The organism is Virgibacillus sp. FSP13, assembly GCF_054048505.1.
In genome coordinates this window covers 48,188-69,068 of record NZ_JBSVKG010000003.1, presented here as the reverse complement: position 1 = coordinate 69,068, position 20,881 = coordinate 48,188, and the positions used below count along the sequence as shown (strand labels likewise).

Annotated in this window: 17 protein-coding genes; 1 reads left to right on the top strand and 16 read right to left on the bottom strand. The window is 38.7% G+C overall.

Features of this window, described 5'->3' with window-relative positions:
• Positions 1 to 27: 27 nt before the first annotated feature.
• From ACW2QC_RS04120 to ACW2QC_RS04105, 4 genes are all read right to left on the bottom strand, one after another.
• Entirely contained in the window at positions 28 to 1,713 is a 1,686-nt protein-coding gene (locus ACW2QC_RS04120) for an ABC transporter permease (protein ID WP_457542713.1), read from the bottom strand.
• 7 nt (positions 1,714 to 1,720) lie between these two features.
• On the bottom strand, positions 1,721 to 2,818 hold the full coding sequence (locus tag ACW2QC_RS04115; RefSeq protein WP_457542712.1) for an ABC transporter ATP-binding protein: 1,098 nt from the start codon (positions 2,816 to 2,818) through the stop codon (positions 1,721 to 1,723).
• A gap of 103 nt (positions 2,819 to 2,921) precedes the next feature.
• A complete protein-coding gene (locus tag ACW2QC_RS04110; RefSeq protein WP_457542711.1) occupies positions 2,922 to 4,019 on the bottom strand; it encodes an extracellular solute-binding protein in 1,098 nt (365 codons plus the stop codon).
• A gap of 17 nt (positions 4,020 to 4,036) precedes the next feature.
• Positions 4,037 to 5,167, bottom strand: coding sequence for an ROK family transcriptional regulator (locus ACW2QC_RS04105; protein ID WP_457542880.1), 1,131 nt, complete (start codon positions 5,165 to 5,167; stop codon positions 4,037 to 4,039).
• Positions 5,168 to 5,584: 417 nt separating this feature from the next.
• Here ACW2QC_RS04105 and ACW2QC_RS04100 point away from each other — a divergent pair, with 417 nt between their 5' ends.
• Positions 5,585 to 8,086, top strand: a complete 2,502-nt coding sequence (locus ACW2QC_RS04100) for an NEW3 domain-containing protein (RefSeq protein WP_457542710.1) — start codon at positions 5,585 to 5,587, stop codon at positions 8,084 to 8,086.
• 409 nt (positions 8,087 to 8,495) lie between these two features.
• Here the strand turns inward: ACW2QC_RS04100 and ACW2QC_RS04095 are convergent, their stop codons facing one another.
• The 12 genes from ACW2QC_RS04095 to ACW2QC_RS04040 all read right to left on the bottom strand — a co-directional run bounded on the left by ACW2QC_RS04095 (position 8,496) and on the right by ACW2QC_RS04040 (position 20,869).
• A complete protein-coding gene (locus ACW2QC_RS04095) occupies positions 8,496 to 9,107 on the bottom strand; it encodes a sterol desaturase family protein (protein ID WP_457542709.1) in 612 nt (203 codons plus the stop codon).
• 17 nt (positions 9,108 to 9,124) lie between these two features.
• Positions 9,125 to 9,832, bottom strand: a complete 708-nt coding sequence (locus ACW2QC_RS04090) for a GntR family transcriptional regulator (protein ID WP_457542708.1) — start codon at positions 9,830 to 9,832, stop codon at positions 9,125 to 9,127.
• Positions 9,833 to 10,066: 234 nt separating this feature from the next.
• The gene (locus ACW2QC_RS04085; protein ID WP_457542707.1) at positions 10,067 to 12,049 is read right to left on the bottom strand and encodes a TRAP transporter permease; all 1,983 of its coding nucleotides are present in this window, start codon (positions 12,047 to 12,049) and stop codon (positions 10,067 to 10,069) included.
• A 15-nt stretch (positions 12,050 to 12,064) separates the two neighbouring features.
• Positions 12,065 to 12,559: a DUF1850 domain-containing protein gene (locus ACW2QC_RS04080; protein ID WP_457542706.1), complete on the bottom strand. Its 495-nt coding sequence runs from the start codon at positions 12,557 to 12,559 to the stop codon at positions 12,065 to 12,067.
• 21 nt (positions 12,560 to 12,580) lie between these two features.
• Positions 12,581 to 13,582, bottom strand: a complete 1,002-nt coding sequence (locus ACW2QC_RS04075; RefSeq protein WP_457542705.1) for a TAXI family TRAP transporter solute-binding subunit — start codon at positions 13,580 to 13,582, stop codon at positions 12,581 to 12,583.
• Between the two features lie 213 nt (positions 13,583 to 13,795).
• Positions 13,796 to 14,191: a PaaI family thioesterase gene (locus ACW2QC_RS04070; protein ID WP_457542704.1), complete on the bottom strand. Its 396-nt coding sequence runs from the start codon at positions 14,189 to 14,191 to the stop codon at positions 13,796 to 13,798.
• Positions 14,192 to 14,214: 23 nt separating this feature from the next.
• Positions 14,215 to 14,994, bottom strand: coding sequence for an enoyl-CoA hydratase/isomerase family protein (locus ACW2QC_RS04065; protein WP_457542703.1), 780 nt, complete (start codon positions 14,992 to 14,994; stop codon positions 14,215 to 14,217).
• A gap of 158 nt (positions 14,995 to 15,152) precedes the next feature.
• The gene (locus ACW2QC_RS04060) at positions 15,153 to 16,337 is read right to left on the bottom strand and encodes a thiolase family protein (protein WP_457542702.1); all 1,185 of its coding nucleotides are present in this window, start codon (positions 16,335 to 16,337) and stop codon (positions 15,153 to 15,155) included.
• A gap of 29 nt (positions 16,338 to 16,366) precedes the next feature.
• Positions 16,367 to 17,515, bottom strand: a complete 1,149-nt coding sequence (locus ACW2QC_RS04055) for an acyl-CoA dehydrogenase family protein (RefSeq protein WP_457542701.1) — start codon at positions 17,513 to 17,515, stop codon at positions 16,367 to 16,369.
• A 12-nt stretch (positions 17,516 to 17,527) separates the two neighbouring features.
• On the bottom strand, positions 17,528 to 18,376 hold the full coding sequence (locus ACW2QC_RS04050) for a 3-hydroxyacyl-CoA dehydrogenase family protein (protein ID WP_457542700.1): 849 nt from the start codon (positions 18,374 to 18,376) through the stop codon (positions 17,528 to 17,530).
• An 18-nt stretch (positions 18,377 to 18,394) separates the two neighbouring features.
• The gene (locus tag ACW2QC_RS04045; protein ID WP_457542879.1) at positions 18,395 to 19,252 is read right to left on the bottom strand and encodes a 3-hydroxyacyl-CoA dehydrogenase family protein; all 858 of its coding nucleotides are present in this window, start codon (positions 19,250 to 19,252) and stop codon (positions 18,395 to 18,397) included.
• Positions 19,253 to 19,258: 6 nt separating this feature from the next.
• Positions 19,259 to 20,869, bottom strand: a complete 1,611-nt coding sequence (locus ACW2QC_RS04040; RefSeq protein ID WP_457542699.1) for a long-chain-fatty-acid--CoA ligase — start codon at positions 20,867 to 20,869, stop codon at positions 19,259 to 19,261.
• Positions 20,870 to 20,881: the final 12 nt, after the last annotated feature.

The following is a 20,881-nucleotide window of genomic DNA, read 5'->3' as shown; positions in this document are numbered from 1 at the left end:
AAATCACCTCAATATATCTTTTTATCCTTACAATGTATTCTCCGTTTTAACACCCAAAAATTTATACGATGCATACATAACAATTGCTATTAAACATACCTGAATCATACCGTAAGCAGCCGCTTGCCCAATATTAAACATACGTAATTGGTTCATAATTTCGATTGAAATAGGTCGGTTACCTATTGTATAAAGTAATACAGAAGTAGGGAATTCTCCTACCGCCTGAACAAATGCAAGCAGGGTACCACTTAAGACTCCAGGCATGATGATTGGAATTACTACTCGCCTAAAAGTATATAACCATTTTGCGCCTAAATTTTGCGCCGCCTCTTCTATGGAATCATCCATTTGTTCTAAAACTGCATTTGTAGAGCGAACAACAAGCGGAATAAATCGTACAAAGTATGCTAAGGGCAAAATCCAAAATGTCCCTACCAGAATCTTTCCAAACGAAAATGGTGACGACTCATTAAAAGCTAGTATTAAATTCATACCAACAACTGTAGCTGGCAATGCCCACGGAATCATTACTAAAATATCTAAAAGATTTTTCCCAATGAAACTACGCTTAACAAGTGCATATGACGTAATAATTCCAAATATAAATACACCAATACAAGCAAGAAACGCCATGATTAAACTATTTTTCACTGGATCCCATATATTTGGATCATCAAACAACAATCTAAAATTCTCTAAACTGAAGGCTTGTGGATATGTTTGCCATGTCCATCCTCCTTCAGGTACAAGTGATAGAATAAGTAATGTTACATGTGGTAATAGTAAAACAATCATAGCAAGAATGCCCAATGTTACCATCGTCCACTTCAATACAGGATTATTTACCTCACTACGGTGCGCGCCAATCCCCTTACTAGCCATACGGTAATCTTTGCGCCCCTGGTACCAACGCATAAATAATAAGAAGGAAATGGAAACAACGGATAAGATAACTGACTGTGTTGCAGCCATTTCTAAATCCCCATTAATTTTAGAAAAATAGATTTGTAAACTTAATACCCGAAACCCACCAGCCAGTAAAAATGGTGCACTAAATGAAGCCATTGAAACCATAAACACTAATAAAGACGCAGCAACCAATCCTGGTGTTAATAATGGAAAAGTAACTTTCCAAAACACCTTAAACTTACTTGATCCTAGATTGTATGCAGCTTCCTCTAAGGATGGATCAATATTATTTAGTGCTGATGAGGTCGTCATATAAAAATATGGATACATCGTATAGGCATGCACAAGTAGAATACCGGAAATACCCCCAATACTAAATGGCACCTCGGAAAGATGAAACAAATCCTTTATAAAGTTTGGAACTAATCCTGCTTCACCGTATAAGAACATAAATGCCATAACCCCAACAAGGGATGGTAGAACAATTGGCATTATTGCTATATTAGAGAAAAATTGTCGTCCAGGGAAATCATACCGATTAAAGATATATGCTAACGGGACACCAATTAAGGCGCTAAAGAAAACAGATAATAGGGAGATATAAACCGAATTCCATAAAGCCTCTAAATTCGCCTCTGCTTTTGGTCCAAAAAAGTCGGTATAATTTTGCATGGAGAATATCCCATTTTTTTTAAAGCTTTCAAATAATGTTTCGATCGATGGATATAAGACATATCCTACTAATATTAATACAACAGGAATTAATAAGAATAACGTTTTTCTCTTCTCTGCATTTAACATATGTTTATCACTCCCTTGCCCTTGGGATCACACGTATTTGATCTTCAGGCAACTGAACGTAAACCTCTGTTTCCTCTTTAAAATATGTACTAGGTCCTTGGTTTAAATCTGTTGCCCTAATCATGATATCCTCATTTACTTTTACGAATGTATGAACAGAGGCACCTGTAAATTGAACAAGTGATACAATACCTTTAAAAACATTGTTTCCTCTTAATTTATTCTGATTAATTCGTACAGCTTCAGGCCTAACTGACATCATAAGATAATCACTCTCTTCATAAGGAGCAATATTCAATTCTGTATTGTCAACATAAATCGAATCTGTTAATTTATTAGATTGATAAACAAACTGCTTCTCAACTGACTTGTTATACGATATTGGTAATAAATTCGTTTCCCCGATAAATTCCGCTACAAAGTCATTAACAGGTCTATTATAGATTTCTGTTGGTGTCCCTACCTGTTGGCATTCACCAAAATTGAACACCGCTATCCGATCGCTCATGGTTAAAGCTTCCACCTGATCATGTGTAACGTAAATAGTTGTAATACCATATTCGCGCTGCAAACGTAATATTTCGGTACGCATTTCATCACGTAATCTAGCATCCAAATTACTTAATGGTTCATCTAAAAGTAAGATGTCTGGTTCAATCACAAGTGCACGAGCCAATGCAACACGTTGCTGTTGTCCGCCACTTAGCTGACTTACTTGACGGTCTACATATTCAGCTAAACGAACCTTTTTTAAGACCTCTCCCACTCTTCTTTTAATCTCAGTTTTATTAATTTTCCTTACCTTTAATCCAAAGGCAACATTTTCAAACACAGTCATATGAGGAAATAGCGCATAGTTTTGAAAAACCATACCGGTATTCCGTTTTTCAGGTGATACTGTCGTCATATCTTTATCATTGAACTTAACCTTTCCCGTTGTTGGGTAGTAGAAACCGGCAATCATCCTAAGAGTTGTTGTCTTTCCACATCCACTTGGACCTAAAAACGTAAAAAACTCGCCCTCTTCTATTAATAGATCTAATCCTTTGACTGCCGTTATACCACCAAATTGTTTTGTGATTGTTGATAAATTCACTGTTGACATGCAACAACAACTCCTCTTATCTTAGAAAAGCGAGAAGCAGTCGTCAGGTATAATGGCGAATGCTCTCGTTTCTCTGTTTTAACTTAGAATCTAATTCCTTTTTTTATTCTTCACTTTTATCTTTATCGGTGTTCTTGATTTCGTTATCCCAATGTTCCATCCACTCAGGTGATTTCTCTTGGAATAGTTTCCAATCGATTTCCATTGGATTAATTTCTGTTTCGGTAATCCAATCAGGAAGATCCTCTACATCTTCACGGGTTGGAATTCGGTAGTATTTTTCAGCTAATAGTTTTGCAGCCTCTTTCTTATTTACAAACTCATAAAAGGCTTCTGCAGCTTTTGGGTGTGGTGCATCTTTAATTACAGCAATACCTTCTGTTAAAACTGGTGTCCCACTTTCAGGTATTACATAATCAAATGGATATCCTTTTTCCTCCGCTAACATAACTGTATCTGGCATGTTCCATACGGACAAAGAACCTACACCTTTTGCGACTTGGTTATACATGATCTCTGGATTTGCAGAATACTCTTTTGTATTTTCATCTAGTTTCTGTAGCCATTCATATCCTTCATCTGGACTTTCTGTATCCTTATAAGTGTTGTAAATCATTGCAGAGTAAATGGTCCGCATCGTACCCGAAGCCAATGGATAACGGATAATAATCTCATCTTTCCACTTAGAATCAAGAAGTTCATCCCAATCTTTTGGTACTTCTTCCCCTGAAATTTCTTTTGTATTATAAAGAATAACTTCTGGAGTTATCGATGTCCCAGACCACATCCAATCCTCATCACGATACATTTCATCTAATGCATTTGCATAGGATGGTTTATATTCTGCTAGTAGCCCTTCATCCTTAGCTTGATCAAAGTTTACTTGCGGAGCCCCCCACCATACGTCAGCTTGTGTGTTATTCTTTTCAGAACGTACACGATCTAGAATTTCTTGAGAACCCATATCTAAAAATTCCATGTCTATATCATATTCAGCTTCAAATTGCTTTTCAAAATCACTTAAAATATCTTTTCCATGTGGAGAATAAACAACTACCTTATCCTCCAAATCATCCCCGCTTTCTGACTCCGTATCACCGTTTGATTCTTCATCTCCACCAGCCATACAACCAGTCAGTACAATAGTAAATACCGCAGCAATCAAGATAGAAAATAACCAATTTCTTTTAGGATTTTTCACTAAAATTACCCCCTCATCTAAATATCAAAAATGGTATCAAATTCCTTCAAAAACAATGCCACTGCCCCGATAACCCCTGCTTCCCTGCCAAAAGTTGTTTGCACAACATCACACTTCTTTGGTGTAAATCGCTTAATAATGTCGCTGATTTTTTTATTTATAATATGATACGAATCACTTACACCACCTCCTAAAATAATTAACTCAGGATCCAAAAGAGAAACATAATTAGCAATTCCAAGCCCTAAATTTTCAATAGCAAAATCAATCACTTCAACTGCATCTTGGTTATTTCCTTTGTATAAATTAAATGCATCTTCGGCGGTTACTTCCTTGCCAATACGCTCAGATAATTGTTGTCCTATGGATGAGCCGCTAGCGACACTTTCCAAAAAACCATATCCCTCATATACGGGATGATAGCGTTTTGCGTATAATCTATCGGTGACCATATACCCAATTTCGCCTGCACTATTACTACTCCCTCTATACAAGTCGCCATTAATCATAATGCCGCTCCCTATCCCAGTGCCGATCGCTATATAAATCAAATTGCTTTTCTGTTGGCCGATACCTTTCCAATGCTCTCCAAGTACACTTATGTTTACGTCATTATCGATGTAAATCGGCATATCAAACAATTCAAGTAATCTTTTTCGTATAGGAAAGCGTTTCCATTTGAGCGCCGGGGCTTCATCTACAACTCCTTTTTCCACATTTATAACACCTGGAACTCCCACCCCCATACCAAGAATCTTTGAGTCATTAATTTTCAGCTCATTTTTCATAGAAACTATACTTTTATTAATCTCCGAAAAAAGATCTTCTTCCAAGTTTTTTTGGGTAGGAAAGTCACGATATGAAATTAACTTACCATTTAAATCAGTAATTCCTGACGCTACTTTAGTTCCACCAATATCAACACCTATTACATAAGCTTTTTGCGGGTTGAATTTTAAATTGACCGGCTTTCTCCCCCCACCTTTTGAAGACTCTCCACATCCAGTTTCAAAGATCCATCCCTCTTTTATCAATTGATCAACAATCACTGAAACAGTTGGCTTGCTTATTGATAGTTTTTTGGATATGGAAGCTCTTGAAATAGATTCCTCATCAATAATACATTTTAAAATTAACTTGCGATTCATCTGTTTTATGTAAGCTGAATTACCCTTCTGCATTTCATAAGCCCCTTAATCCGTCATCTTTTTAAGTAATGAGCACTATTTTAGTTAGTAAAGTTTACTTACTAATTTGACTGTTGTGTATATTCTAGATGAAATCCTTGTCGTTGTAAAGATTATTTTTTGAAAAATTTGATTTCACTAAGTTACTTACTTTTCCATTAATAACCTTATGCGATTTATATTCTAAAATGATACTTTTTAACTACTAGCTCTTAAATAATTAGATCCTTTTTAATATTTACATTATTTTAAAACGTGATATGTTTTATGTGTACTAGGCTCTACTCTTATTAGTTAGTAACCTTTACTAACTAATGCCAATTTATAGAAAGGAGGTTCAATTTTACTCAATCTAACAAATGAAAGGGGTTACAATAAATGAAGAAATTTTTTTATTTTCTGTTGTCTGTATTGTTAATCGTCACTTTCCTTCCCCTACCAGGACAGGCTAAAGAAGACAAAGATCCGGACGTTAAACTTTGGAATGCGATTAAACCACTTGATACTACAGTTTCCTTCCTGAATACAGGAGCACATCCTGATGATGAACGCAGTGACTTTCTTGCGTATCTATCAAGAGGATTAGGAGTGAAAACAGCCAGCCTAATTGCAAATCGCGGTGAAGGTGGACAAAATGAGATCGGAAGTGAATTAGGTAATGCACTAGGTATTATCCGTTCAAATGAAATGATCGAAGCAGCAAAAGTTACCGGTGTAAAAGCACACCATCTAAGTCAAACAACTTCTGATGAAATTTACGACTTTGGTTTTTCAAAGTCGCCAGAAGAATCGCTTGAAAAATGGGGCGAAGAGGAAACATACAAAAGGCTTATCAAATTTATTAGAACCTACCAACCCGATATTGTAATGCCTTCTTTCCGTAATGTTGAAAGCCAACACGGGCACCATAGAACAATGACTATATTAAGCAAAAGAGCCTTTGCGGATGCAGCTGATCCATCCGTCTTCCCAGAACAATTAGAAAACGGTTTATCAGTCTGGCAGATTAAAAAGCTCTTTTTACCAGCTGAGTCTGAAGAGACAGCAACAACTTCGATTGAAATCGGTGATTATGATTCAATCTATGGAATGACGTATCCGCAACTTGGAGAAAAGTCCAGATATCTACACAAAAGTCAAGGTATGGGTAATGATATTCCAGCTGAGCCACGACAATTCGATCTTGAATTAGTGAATTCAACAGAATCCGCTAGCAATCCCGAATTGTTCGCCGGAATTCCTTATGACTTTAGTGAATGGGCTGATATCATACAACAAAAAAACATTCAAGTTCACCTAAAGAAACTACAGCAAAATTTAGATCATATCATCACATTATATCCAAATCGCGAAGATATTTTACCAGCATCACAGAAGGCATTAAAAGATGTTAAAAAATTAATCAAAAAGGTCAAAAAAGCTAAAATGGATGATTCCATTAAAAATGATTTACTTCACAAACTTGAACTTAAAAGTGAACAGTTAATGCAAGTAAGTTTTGTTTCTTCTAGCCTTAATATTGAGACATCTATTGATTCTCAAGTATTGACACAGGGTGAGCAAGCACAGGTTACGATGAAATTTACGAATGAAGGTACTATAAAGTTAAAACATGTTAATGCGTCATTACGTACACCCAAAAATTGGAAGTATAATCAAGAAAGACAACTGAAACATTTAATGCCTAATGAGTCAAAAACAATTACGTTTAATATTACGGTACCAGCCGATGCAGAATACTTCCATCCTTATGATGAACCTATTATAAGTGGCAAAATCAGTTTTAAAGAGAAAGGAGTAAAAACTTCTTCTGTTGTTGATTTTAACAACACAATTGCTGTATTGCCGGGGTTAAGCGTTAAACCGGATCCGGAAAATATCACAATAAATACAGCCGATATCCAAGATGAAGTACCTATTACTATTAAGATCAAAAATTACGTTGATGGTCAAAAGAATGCGACTCTTTCCTTAAATCTTCCAGAAGGTTGGAATAGTAAGCCTGTACAAAAGGAACTATCATTTAATAACAGATTTGAAGAAAAAGACGTTACCTTTAATTTGATTCCACCTGCTAATATCGAAAAAGGTGATTTTGCCATTGATGCGATTGCTGAAGCGGATGGGAAGAAATTCAATACGTCTGTACAGGAAATTAAGTACGACCATATTAAAGATTCTTATTACCAATATTCGTCAAGTATCAATGGGGTAGCTTTTGAATTATTAAAACCGGATAATCTGAAAATAGGTTATATAGACAGTGGATTTGATAAAGTAGCTGACTATTTAACCAATACTGGTTTTGATATTACTCGATTAACTGAAGTGGATCTATCCTCTGGTGATTTATCACAATACGATACCATTGTTACAGGAATCAGAGCAAACTTATCACGTGAAGACCTTGTTCAAAACAATGATAGATTACTTGAATATGTAGAAAATGGCGGACATCTTGTGGTTCAATACCATAAACCATGGGACAACTGGAACACGGAACAAACTCCTCCATACTCATTGGAAATCGGACAGCCATCCATCGAATGGCGTGTTACAGATGAAGACGCAGAAGTAACCATGACAAAACCGGATCATAAATTGTTTAACTATCCAAACAAAATCACAACTAGTGATTGGGATAATTGGGTTCAGGAACGGGGACTTTACTTCCCTATGAATTGGGACGAAAGATATGAAACTTTTGTAAGCATGGCAGACCCGGACGAAGATCCATTCACAGGGGGCATTTTAATGGCTGAATACGGAGAGGGAACATATCTTTACACAAATCTTGTATTCTATCGTCAAATTGAAAACCAAGTTCCGGGTGGATATCGAATATTTACTAATTTGATCAGTTATGGTGCAGATGATTAAAAAGTGATTAAAATGCCCAGTAAGATATAGTCTTACTGGGCATTATTTTTTACCTTTTACACTTAAGGGGGCTACCTCGCAAGCACTTTCACTTAAATAGATTATCCGGGGAGCACTTTAAACCTCCTTATTACCATAATGACGGTTTAATTATCAAAACACAGTTGATAGATTCAAACGAGATAGTATAAAGTACAATTTTAAATTGTAATCCGAATAAAGTTAATATTTACATTAAGGGATGACTTACACATAATGCCCGAATCAAGTTTTAAATTAAGAATGATGATTGTAACAACGCTGTTTGTAGCAATTATTGGTGTACTAGCACAAGTCCATTCCATTACCGTTTGTACTGATCACAGACAAGCACTTGATTGGAATCGCAGCAACTATTTTAGGAGCCATATCATGCTCTCTTTTCCAAATTCCTTGCTGTCTCACTTTTTTCCACCTCTTTATGATTCCTATAAGTACCAAGGGTTTTATCAACGGATGTATGTGTTACACCAAACCAGTAATTCTCATTTTTATAATGATGCCAAAGATGGGTTTTCTTGATCTGTTTTCCTAGTCTTGTGCGTGGCTGGATTGGTTTATGAGCAACATAGTGCTTCCATTCATAGTAAAGAAAATAAGCAATCAACCCCGTAGCAAAGGCAATTGTTAACTGTAAATTAGTGGTTATGGCATAACAGATTACTGTAAGAATAGTAAAGTTAGGAAGGCTGAACCAGATTGGTAAAAATAACAATTTCAAATCTTTCGGATCGACATGATGATCATAGTGTAGGCGCTTGATCATTTTTAGCAAAAAGGGATTCTGTGGTGTTTTAATGTGAAATAGAAAACGATGAATCATATATTCACTAATTGCATACATAACCATACCAATTATAATCGCGATCCATGTATCAAATTGAAGTAAATGTGGAAATGTATAGATCATTACAGCAAAAAACAAAACTAGCATAATCGTTACATCTGGAAAAGTGGCAAATTCCTTCCAATATTTCTTCATAAACTTTTTCCTCCTCTTTAATTCATTGTCTCCTCATCCTCTTTTATTTCAGAAGAAACATGATTTTTCCATAAAGCAGAACTTTTTTCCATTATAAAGGATGCCGCTTTTTCCGCTTGTTTGTAATCTCCCTTTAGTGCAGCCTCCATTAATTCTTTGTAGTAGCTATACGAAGCGTTGCGACAAAAACTCAATGAAAAATACGCCGTTGCCAATCTTACATACAAACGATCGAAGCTATTTAACAGTAAAAGATAAATTGGATTATCCGATAATCCCGCTAACGATTTCTGCAAATTCCAATCGAATAATGCGTAGTCTTCAGGACGGTCTGATAATGTATCCATTTCAGCAAGCGCAGCAACTACTTTAGGATGATAATGCATAACAGCATCCTTTACATATTTTGGTGTTATTGCACCACGTATTTCTAGAAAATAAAGGATAAATTCATCCGGGATTTTTTCATAATTTTCAACGATATCAACTAATGTTTTAATATTTCCCTCCTTCCAAAAATCGTTCACGATGGCGGGCTGACCTTTTTGCATCGTAATCCAACCCGCAAACGATAACCGCTGCAAAACCTCCCTTATTGTCGGACGACCCACTCCATAATGGATAGCAAGCTCCCGTTCTGGTTTTAGTTGACTGTTCACTTTGTATTCACCTCGGATGATAGTGCTAATGATCTTTTTTTCGATAGCGATAGCAGATTGTTTCATGTTTAATTCCTTTCTGGTATTACCAAGTTTTATTTATGGTATTACCAAATATATTATAATAATCCAAAAATTATGTCAAGTATTAAAACAGCAATCCTTTGTGAAATGGCAATATAAAAAAACCATCAGATCCAATGGTACATATTATCACCATCAGAACTAACGGTTTATTTAATCAGAAGCGATCATAAACGAAATGTTACTAATTGTTTACTAAAACACATAGACCGGGAGTTACGATAACTTATAATCACTCGTATTATCTTTTATCAGTACCTTACGTTTTTTATTAAACAACTGCGCGATGACTACGATAATAAGCAAACCAATACCAACAACGTCCGTAATCAAACCAGGTATAACTAGTGTTACCGCACCACCTATAGATAAAATTCTAAGCAGCCAGTACATGTTTCCCATTAAATACCCTTCTAATCCAGCTCCTAAAGCGATAATTCCTATAGCGGCAGTGACAGCTACCCATATAATGCCAACAACACTGGTACCTTGCATAAGCAGTTCAGGGGAATAAACAAAAATGTATGGAACTAAAATACCGGCCGCTGCTAGCTTTAATGAGATAAATCCCGTTCGATTTGGATCGCCCCTAGAAATTCCCGCTCCTGCAAATGCAGCAAGTGCTACTGGCGGAGTTAGGTTTGCTAATATACCGAAATAAAACACAAACATGTGCGAAACAAATGGTTCAACACCAAACTGAATCAATGCGGGAGCAGCCATGGAAGATGTAATAATATATGTTGGGATTGATGGCATCCCCATCCCTAGAATAATGGAGGCAATCATGGTAAAGAACAATGTTAATATCAGTGTATGATTCCCTAATATAAGAATAGCTGTTGTCATTTTTAGTCCAAATCCTGTTAGTGATGCAACACCAACAATAATTCCTACCATTGCACATGCCATGGCAACACCGAGTGCACTACGCGTTCCCTCTTCCAATGCCCCAATAATTTTCTTGATATTTAAACGTGTTTTTACCCTAAACGCGGCAATCACGACTGTTGAAATAATTGCCCATGCTGCAGCGTAGATTGGGGTAAAACCACCAAATAACATATAGATTAATATCGCCAATGGAATCAACAAATGTCCTCGCTCTTTAAGGACTTGTTTCATTTTTGGCAGTTCTTCTCGTGATAAACCTTTCAGCCCTCGCTTTTTAGCCCGCAAGTGTACAACCGTGATAACACCCATATAATAAAGAACTCCAGGAAGAATCGCTGCTAAGGCAATTTCTGCATAAGGCATTCCTAATGTTTCTGCCATTATGAAGGCAGTCGCCCCCATTACTGGCGGAAGCACCTGGCCACCAACAGATGCAGCCGCTTCCACTGCTCCAGAAAAGTTTTTCGAATAACCTGTCCGCTTCATCAGAGGAATTGTAAAAGACCCAGTTGTCACCACATTGGCGATTGCCGATCCGTTAATTGAACCAAGAAAACCACTTGAGATGACTGCGACTTTTGCTGGCCCTCCTGAGGTGTGCCCAGAAATTGACATCGCAGCATCATTAAATAACTGCCCCATGCCTGTCCGGTTTAAGAATGCACCAAATAAAACAAACAAGAAAATGTATGTTGCTGATACTCCAATTGCAGTCCCAAATATTCCTTCTGTTGTTAAGTACATATAGGTAGCAATATCTTCAATACTATAACCTCGATGGGCAATAATTCGTGGAAGGTACGGACCAAAATAAGCATAAAGCAAAAACAAAGCTGACAATATTGTCAAACCGTTACCGACAACTCTACGTCCGCCTTCTAACACAAGAATCACACTAAGGATACTAAAAAGCAGGTCGTTTAGGTTAGGTAACCCAGCACGATTAACAATGCCTAAGTAATCAACAAAAATGTAAATAATCGTAGCAAAAGACAACAGTGCCATTAAAATATCAATGATAGATGCTCGTCTTTGTGGTGCCTTTTTTCGTGAAGGATACAACAAAAAGACAAGGGCTAAAATCACACCTGTGTGCAAGGCACGGTGTTTTAAAGTAACTAACGGGCCGGTAAAAGAGGTAATAAGATGAAACAATGCCAAACCAACGGATAGAAATGTAACAAGCCTAATCATCCATGGTATATTCAGATTTCTAAACCTAGACTCAGAATCATATTTTTCAACAAGCTTCTTTTTTTTATCTTCCGTTAGCTCTGCAGTTTGCTCTACTGATTTTTGCTTCATTTGGTCCATCCCTCCCTACAATAATTTAACTTTTAAGCGCAACCACTCATATATGCTCAACGTTTCGTAATGGATTTGTACTTTGGTATAGTCGGGAACAACCTGTGACAATGGATACCTCTTGTCCTTGTGTTCGAGATAATAGTTTGACATCGGTACATAATATAAGGAATAATATGGAATTGTCCTTTTAATCCCAGTAACGCGGACAAAACCATTTTCTAGAAATTCCACTTTCCCACTTGTATCTGGAGTTCCCGCACCATAGGATTTATAAGTGGTAGATTGGAAGGTTAGTTCACCGGAATTTGTTACGGCATATGTTTCTTTCCAAGGTGTTAATTCAACCGAATGCCTCCATCCAATCGTCACATTTGTTTTCCCCCATGGATAAAAATGAAGGGGAGCACCCTCTATATTTGTTAATAGAAAACCGGATTGAACCGGAATCAGCCAGATCCCGGTTATGATTAATACGAATCCGCAACTTGCTAATATTTTTTTCACCATAAATAACCTTCTACTAATCGTTTATTCTGAAATACCTTGTTCATCGAAATACTTTTTTGCACCAGGATGTAGTGGTGCCGGAAGATTTTCTAACGCCTTTTCCATATCAATGTCTTTCGCAGCATTATGCGTATCTTTTAATTGGTCAAGGTTTTCAAAGATCCCTTTTGTCATTTCATATGCGACCTCATCAGAGACGTCCTTATGTGTAAGCAAAACATTATTAACTCCAATAGTTGGTACATCTCTATCCGTATCGTATACATCCTTTGTTACTGTAGCAGGGAAGAACGCAGGATAATCCTCTTGCATTTTCAGGACTTTCTCCTCGGCAATTTCCACGATCACAATTTCTTTACTTGTTTGGAGTTCCAACACACCAGCGTTTGGTAACCCAGATGAAATAACCACGGCATCAATTGTTCCGTTTTGAATTCCTTCAACACCCTCGGCAAACGATAGGAAGTCTTCTTCAATATCTTCATACGTCATGTCATATGCAGCCAGTACACGTTTTGCACTAATTTCGGTACCTGAAGCAGGGGCCCCAACAGCGACATTTTGCCCCTTTAAATCTTCTACTGTCTTTATGCCAGATTCTTTAGTGGCGACAATTTGTAAATAGTTTGGATATAATGATGCAATCGAGCGTAAATTCTCCTGTGCACCTTGTTCTTCAAAACTATCGGTCCCTTTGTATGCATCTGAAGCGGCATCCCCCATAGAAAAACCGATTTCGGCTTTCCCTTGATTCAATGTTGTTGCATTCGCTGAAGATGCTGCAGTTGATTGACTATTCGCATTGGCGCCCATTTCTTGGTAAATCTTTGCTAATGCCCCTCCAAGTGGATAATAAACACCTGAAGAACCACCAGTAAGGATCGTGATAAACTCACCCTTTAAAGGTTGATCACCGTCTCCTCCTGTATCGTCAGCACTATCTCCCCCATCCTTTTCATTGCAAGCGCTTAACAAAATTGCGAAGAAAAAAAGCAAACATAAAAGCAAACTAAATTTTTTCATTTTATTCTCCCCCCCGTGTTTTTATTGTAGAGTCGTCACGTGTTAAGACGATGATGTGTACAAGCAAAACAGGTATAATTAATGATATGCCGTTATGTGAAAAATCATGTTTTCTGCTTGTGAATTAGATTAACAAAACAGCCTAGGTTGCTAACCCAGGCTGTTTTATTAATATCTGTTTTATTATTTTTCTCAACCAGTACTTCTATAAAATCAATCCCTCACCAACTTAAACGTCCCAACTCCTTTAGCTAACATATTCTCTTCCGCATCGTGCAACTCCCCTTCCGCTGTTACGGTGCGATAACCTTGCTGTAATATCCTTCCATAGGCAAATATCTCCCCATATTTAACGGCTGAAAGATAGTTTACATTCAAATTTATAGTCATACAACGCGTTTTCGTTATCGACCTGATCGTCATGCCGATTATCGTATCAAGCATTGTTGCATGAACACCGCCGTGTAAAGTGTCGTTAGCATTAAGTAGTTGTTTGGTTATTGGAAGTTTTAAAAGTACATTGCCTTCTTGAAAATGAATGATTTCAAATCCAATATGGGAAAAAAACGGACTCGATTCGAAACTTTCTCGTACATCAGCTTCAGTCAAATGTAACCACCTCCTCCACAAACCTACTTCCCACCAAACACCGCTTCACGCTTCCCTAAAAATGCTTCAACCCCTTCATCTTTATCAGACGAATTGAAGAGTACCGCTTGTGATAGTTTCTCAAGCATTAGGCCCGTTTTCATATCAGTCTCCGTCCCCATGTGTACCGATAGTTTTGCTAGCTTTACAGCTAAAGGTCCCTTGGCTAAAATTTTCTTGGCATATTTTTTAGTAGTTTCAGCGAGCTTCTCTGGCTCCACTGCTTCCGACACCAAACCAAATTGAGTCGCTTCGTTCGCATCAAGCAGTTTTCCTGTTAAAATCATATCTAATGCTTTTCCTTTGCCTACTAGTCTTGCTAACCGTTGTGTGCCGCCTGCACTAGGGATAATTGATAAATTTAATTCTGGTAAACCGAACTTTGCATTCGTTGAGGCAATGCGAATATCACAAGCCATGGCCAATTCACAGCCGCCACCTAAAGCATAGCCGTTTACCATCGCGATTGTTGGCTTTTCATAGCTTTCGATTAGGTCATACACATGCTGCATTCCTTCTTGCTTTAGTGCGTCAGCTGCGGTTTTTTCCTTCAATTGGTTAATGTCCGCTCCTGCAGCAAACGATTTATTTCCCTTGCCAGTAAAGATGATACAGCCTACTTCCTCGTTATGGGCGAGTGCATCAAGTGCGTGTACCATCTCATCCAATGTTTCTTGGTTTAGAGCATTCCGTACTTCTGGTCGATTAATTATAATATAAGCCAGTTTTTCCTTTCTAACTAATTCGATATATTGATATGTCACATCTACTCATCCTTTCCCTAATATAGTTTCTGTTTGATTTGTAAATAAATGGCGGGACAAGTAACCTGTCCCCATGTCCCAGTTCATCCTTATCCTAATGTAGTTTCTGTTCTATTTGTAAATAAATGGTGGGACAAGTAACCTGTCCCCATGTCCCGCTAAATATGTTCCAGCATTATTGCCATTCCTTGGCCGCCACCGGCACATAATGTTGCTAGGCCTATTTGATCGTTTCTTTTTTTCATTTCATGTAGTAGGGTGGTCATGATTCGTGCTCCACTTGCTCCGACTGGGTGGCCTAATGCGATTGCTCCGCCATTTACATTGACTTTTTCTGGATCTAATCCAAGCTCACGGATGACCGCTAGTGATTGGGAGGCGAATGCTTCATTTAACTCGACCAGATCAATATCAGCAAGTGACTTTTCCGTTTTGTTTAACAGCTTACGGACGGCTGGAATAGGGCCAATTCCCATGATTTCCGGGGAAACGCCAGCAGTTGCCCAGTCGATAATCCGAGCAATTGGTTGCAGTCCTAATTCTTTTGCCTTGGATTCCTTCATGATTACCAATGCTGTTGCCCCATCATTCCGTCCACAAGCATTGCCAGCTGTCACCGTACCATTTTCCTTGAATGCTGGTTTTAATTTTGCTAGTTTATCCTTCGTTGTAGTTGGTCTTGGGTGCTCATCTGTTTCCACAACAAATGCCCGTTTCCGTTCTTTAACTTGGACAGGAACAATTTCGTCTTTGAACTTTCCTTCTGTTATTGCTTGATTGGCTCGCCGTTGACTCTCCAAGGCAAACGCATCTTGATCTTCCCGGGAAATATTATATTTTTCAGCAACGTTTTCCGCAGTCACACCCATGCCAAGATTTTTTCCGTAAATCTCAGTTGGTTGTTGTCCCGCTTCTAGATTAGCGTCAACCATGGTTGGTTTATCCCCGCCAAACCTAGCATTGCGAAGATAAAGTGGAGACCTGCTCATGCTTTCGGTTCCACCTGCAACGATAATTTCAGCTTGATCAAACGTGATTTGCTGTACAGCTGAAGCGACTGCCTGCATACCGGATGCACATAAGCGATTAATTGTGTAGGCTGTGGCTGTTTCCGGTACTCCTGCCCGTAATGCAGCAACGCGCGCAACATTGGAAGATTCGGTTGTTTGGCGAACCTCTCCCATGATAACTTCATCCACTTGCTTAGGGGATAACCCTCCCTGATTGATCGCTGCTTCCATAGCAATCGAGGCTAAGTGCCCTGAACTCACATTTTTAAATGATCCGCCATATGCACCAATCGGCGTACGAACGGCACTGACAATGACAACAGATTCTTGCATCTAAAAACCCCCTCTTATTGTGTCCTTTCTTAACTATATTCCTTTTTCAATTGACCACTAATAATATTTTTCTGGATTTCCGATGTACCTTCATAGATTCTGGTGATTCGTGCGTCTCGGTAAAATCGCTCAATTGGAAAATCAGCGATGTAACCAATTCCACCATGTACTTGCACTGCTTTATCAGCTACTCGGTTGTATACCTCCGAGCCATATAGTTTAAGCATCGCTGCCTCTTTAATCACTTTCTTTCCTTCGTCAACCATACTAGCAACCCGATATGTGAAAGATCGTAATGCCTCCACTTCGACTGCCATTTCAGCTACCATATGTGCAACGGCTTGATGTTCGATGATCGGTACACCAAATTGTTCCCGTTCCAACACTTGGTTCATCGATAAATCTAGCAGTTTTTGACAAGAACCTAAATTTCGCGCCGCCAATCCAGCCCGACCATTTGCCAGGATCTTCAGGGCATTAACATAACCCTTTCCCTCTTCTCCTAACACGTTTTCAGCGGGAACCTCACAATCTTCCAAAATAAGTTCAGCTGAATGGGAGCCTTTTAATCCCATTTTCGGTTCTACAGCTCCAACTCGGAAACCTGGAAAATCTTTTTCTACGATAAATGAGGTAATTCCTTTTGCCCCTTTACTTGGATCGGTTACAGCCATTACAGTGAATACGTCTGCTTCGGTTGCATTGGTAATGTAATGTTTGGTGCCATTTAAAATATATTTATCGCCCTTTTTAACAGCGGTTGTTTTTAGATTACTAGCATTAGATCCAGCACTTGGTTCGGTTAGCGCAAATGCCCCAATTTTGTCACCTCTTGCCATTGGCGGCAGGTATTTTTCCTTTTGTGCTTTCGTCCCCAGCTCGACTATGCCCACAGTTCCAATTCCTGTATGTGCACCAATCAGTGTTGTATAGCCATTATGGGTTGCACCAATTTCTTCATATAGCGCACATTTTCCGACCATTCCAATTCCAAGACCCCCGTATTCCTCAGGGATGCTTAACCCAAACAAGCCCATTTCCTTCGACATGTCAATAATAGTGGCCGGTATTTTGTCTTCCCGTTCAATATCCATGGCAACTGCTTCTACCTCGGATTGCACAAAAGCACGAACATTTCTTTTTAAAAATAAAATATCTTCATCGAATTGATAATCCATTATCGTTCCTCCCTACGCTTTATAGTGATAAAAGCCCCGCCCTGTTTTCTTGCCCAGGTATCCAGCTTTTACATACTTGACGAGAAGTGGACAAGGACGAAATTTCTCACCAAGCGTTTGATGTAGGTACTCCATATTTGCAAGCCTTACATCCAATCCAACCAAATCAGCTAATTCCAATGGCCCCATCGGATGATTCAATCCAAGCTTCATCGCTTTATCAACATCTGCAATGGATCCAACACCTTCCATGACCATGTTCATTGCTTCATTGCCGATCAAACAATTCATGCGGCTGACGGCAAATCCAGGAAATTCATTAATTTTTACGCACTCTTTATCGATTTTTTCACCAAATGCAAACGCGCGTTTAATTGTTTCTTCAGATGTTTCTAGTCCACAAATAACTTCAATTAATTTCATTTTTGGTACTGGGTTGAAAAAGTGCAAGGCAATACATTGATCAGGTCGATTCGTTTGTGCTGCAATCTCTGTCGGGCTCATTGTCGATGTATTCGTTGCTAGAATCGTATGTTTAGGGGTAAATACGTCCAACTTTTTAAACGTTTCTATTTTTAGGGACATGACCTCTGGAACTGCCTCCACAACTAAATCCGCGTTTGATGCAGCCTCTTCAAGACTCATCGTATACGTGATGTTACGACTCAGCTGTTCCACTTGGTCACCGGTCAACTTCTCCCGATCAACATATTTCTGAAATTGACGCTGATGATATTCCTTCGCATCTGTTAGTCCTTGCCCATGAATATCCTGAACAATTACAGTCAACCCCGCAACAGCGCAAGAAAAGGCAATTCCTCTTCCCATTGTTCCGGCACCAATTACACTTATATGTTGCATCTTTTTCACCACCTGCCCTTAGCTGCTATATTCATAGAATCCTTTGCCAGTTTTCCGTCCAAGTTCTCCTTTTTCCACCTTTTCCTGAATCAATGCTGCGGGTTTATCCGCTTCATCACCGGTCTCTTGATAACGTTGCGACCTGACAAAGTAATTCACATCAATACCAGTTAAATCCATTAAAGCGAATGGACCGATCGGATGATTCAACGCCTTATTACAAACGACATCAATTTCCTCATGTGTGGCATAGCCATTTTCCAACAAGAAAACTGCTTCATCTGTCAGCTTGCCGAGAATACGATTGGCGATAAACCCGGAAATTTCCTTTTTTAGTAATACAGGCGTTTTATCTAAAGTCTGAATGAAATCAAAAGCAGTTTCAGCGGTTTTATCTGACGTATGTGGTCCTTTCACAACTTCAACTAGCTCCATGACTAGTGGCGGGTTGAAGAAATGGACATTACATACTCTGTCTGGACGTGTTGTTGCATCAGCAATTTTTGAACTAACAATTGTTGAACTATTTGTCGCCAAAATAGCATGATCGTTTGTGATCGCATCTAGTCTGGAAAATAACTCCCGTTTGATATCCAACTTTTCCACGATTGCCTCCACAACGAAATCGGCTTCTTTCACGGCGGCCAAATCCGTGACAAAAGCCATTCGGCCAAACGCTGCTTCCACTTCTTGTTCTGTCAGTTTCCCCTTTTCTATCCGGCGATTCATATGTCCTGCAAGTGATTCTCTAGCCTTGATCAGACTTGAATCCTCAATATCATTCAGTAGGACGTCATACCCTTTAAGTGCACATACCATAGCGATTTGCGCACCCATTGTACCCGCTCCAATAACAGCAACTTTATTGATTTGCATCATTCATCATTCCTTTCCATTTTTCTTTTCTTGATCGACCAATTTGCGCTTTAATAGCTTGCCAACTGTATTTCTTGGTAATTTCTCCAACACTTCAAATTCCTTTGGTACCTTATATGGTGTTAAGTTCTTATAGCAAAACCCAGTCAATTCCTCCACATCGATCGAGCATCCTTCTTTCGGAACAACATAAGCTTTGGCAATTTCCCCCTTTTCCCGATCAGGCAGACCTACAACAGCTGATTCCTTCACGTTAGGATGTTCATATAAAACGCTTTCAACTTCTTGTGGATAAATATTGAATCCACCCATAATAATCATTTCCTTTTTCCTTCCCACAATATAAAAGTAGCCATCCTCATCCATCATCGCCAAATCACCTGTGTGGAGCCAGCCATTTTGCAGTGCTTGATTGGTAGTTGTTTGGTTGTTCCAGTATCCCTTCATAACTTGTGGTCCTTTAATTAGTAATTCACCGACGGAATTTGTCCCCATTTCATGCTGTTCCTGATCAATTATTCGGCAATCTGTTTCCGGAACAGGGATACCGATACTACCAACTTTTACTTCTCCAGTAATTGGTGTCCGATGTGTCGTTGGCGATGTTTCCGACATGCCGTATCCTTCAAGTATTTTCGTCCCTGTGATCGCTTCAAACCGTCGATGAACTTCAATTGGCAATGGAGCAGACCCGGAAGAACAAACTTTCAAGCTATCCAGTCCGTACATTTCGGCATCCGGATAATTGATAAATGCATTATACATTTGTGGTACGCCTGGAAAAAATGTCGGCTGATAATCTTTTACAAGCTTCATCACCTCGTCAATGCGAAACTTCTCTATTAATAATATGTTCGCTCCCATATAGATACCTAGATTCATCGCGCTTGTCATCGCATAAACGTGATACAACGGCGTAGCGGCTAGCACGATTTCTTTGCCTGGGGTTGCTCTTTCTTTGTACATGGCATAACTTTGTAAGACATTCGTTATGATATTTTGATGTGTTAGCATTGCCCCTTTTACCTCTCCAGTTGTCCCGCCAGTGTATTGAATGACCGCCACATCGCGTTCCACATCAATGAATACCGGACTTTCAAGCACAGCTTCCTCTTGAATAACCTCTTCAATACTTAATACAGAATCACTTGTCTCAGACGTTTTTTGCGCTACAAAAATCTCCTTAAACGTATAAATCGCTTCCATTTCATTCACTGTTTTTAAGGAAACAGCATCAGCAACAATATAAGTAACCTGAGAATCCGTTAAAATTTTAAAAAGTTCCCTTTTGGTGTAAGCAGGATTGATTTGCACAACAATTAACCCCAACGCAAGTGCCGCATAATAGGAGATAATGTAACTAGGATGATTTCCAACCATCAACCCAATACGTTCCCCCTTCTTAAAATTTCGCTTTTTCCATCCGCCTGCTAATTGATCAACACGACGTTTTAATGCTTGATACGTGATATTTCCCCCGGCAAACGTAATCGCTGTTTGGTTCCCATAATTTTTTACAGTTTCCTCTAATATAGAGTAGAATGACCCTTTAGGAATTTCCAATTTCATTGAATCACGATGATACTTTTCCCATGGTCGATGCTTAATTTCTTGCAAACTTACCCCTCC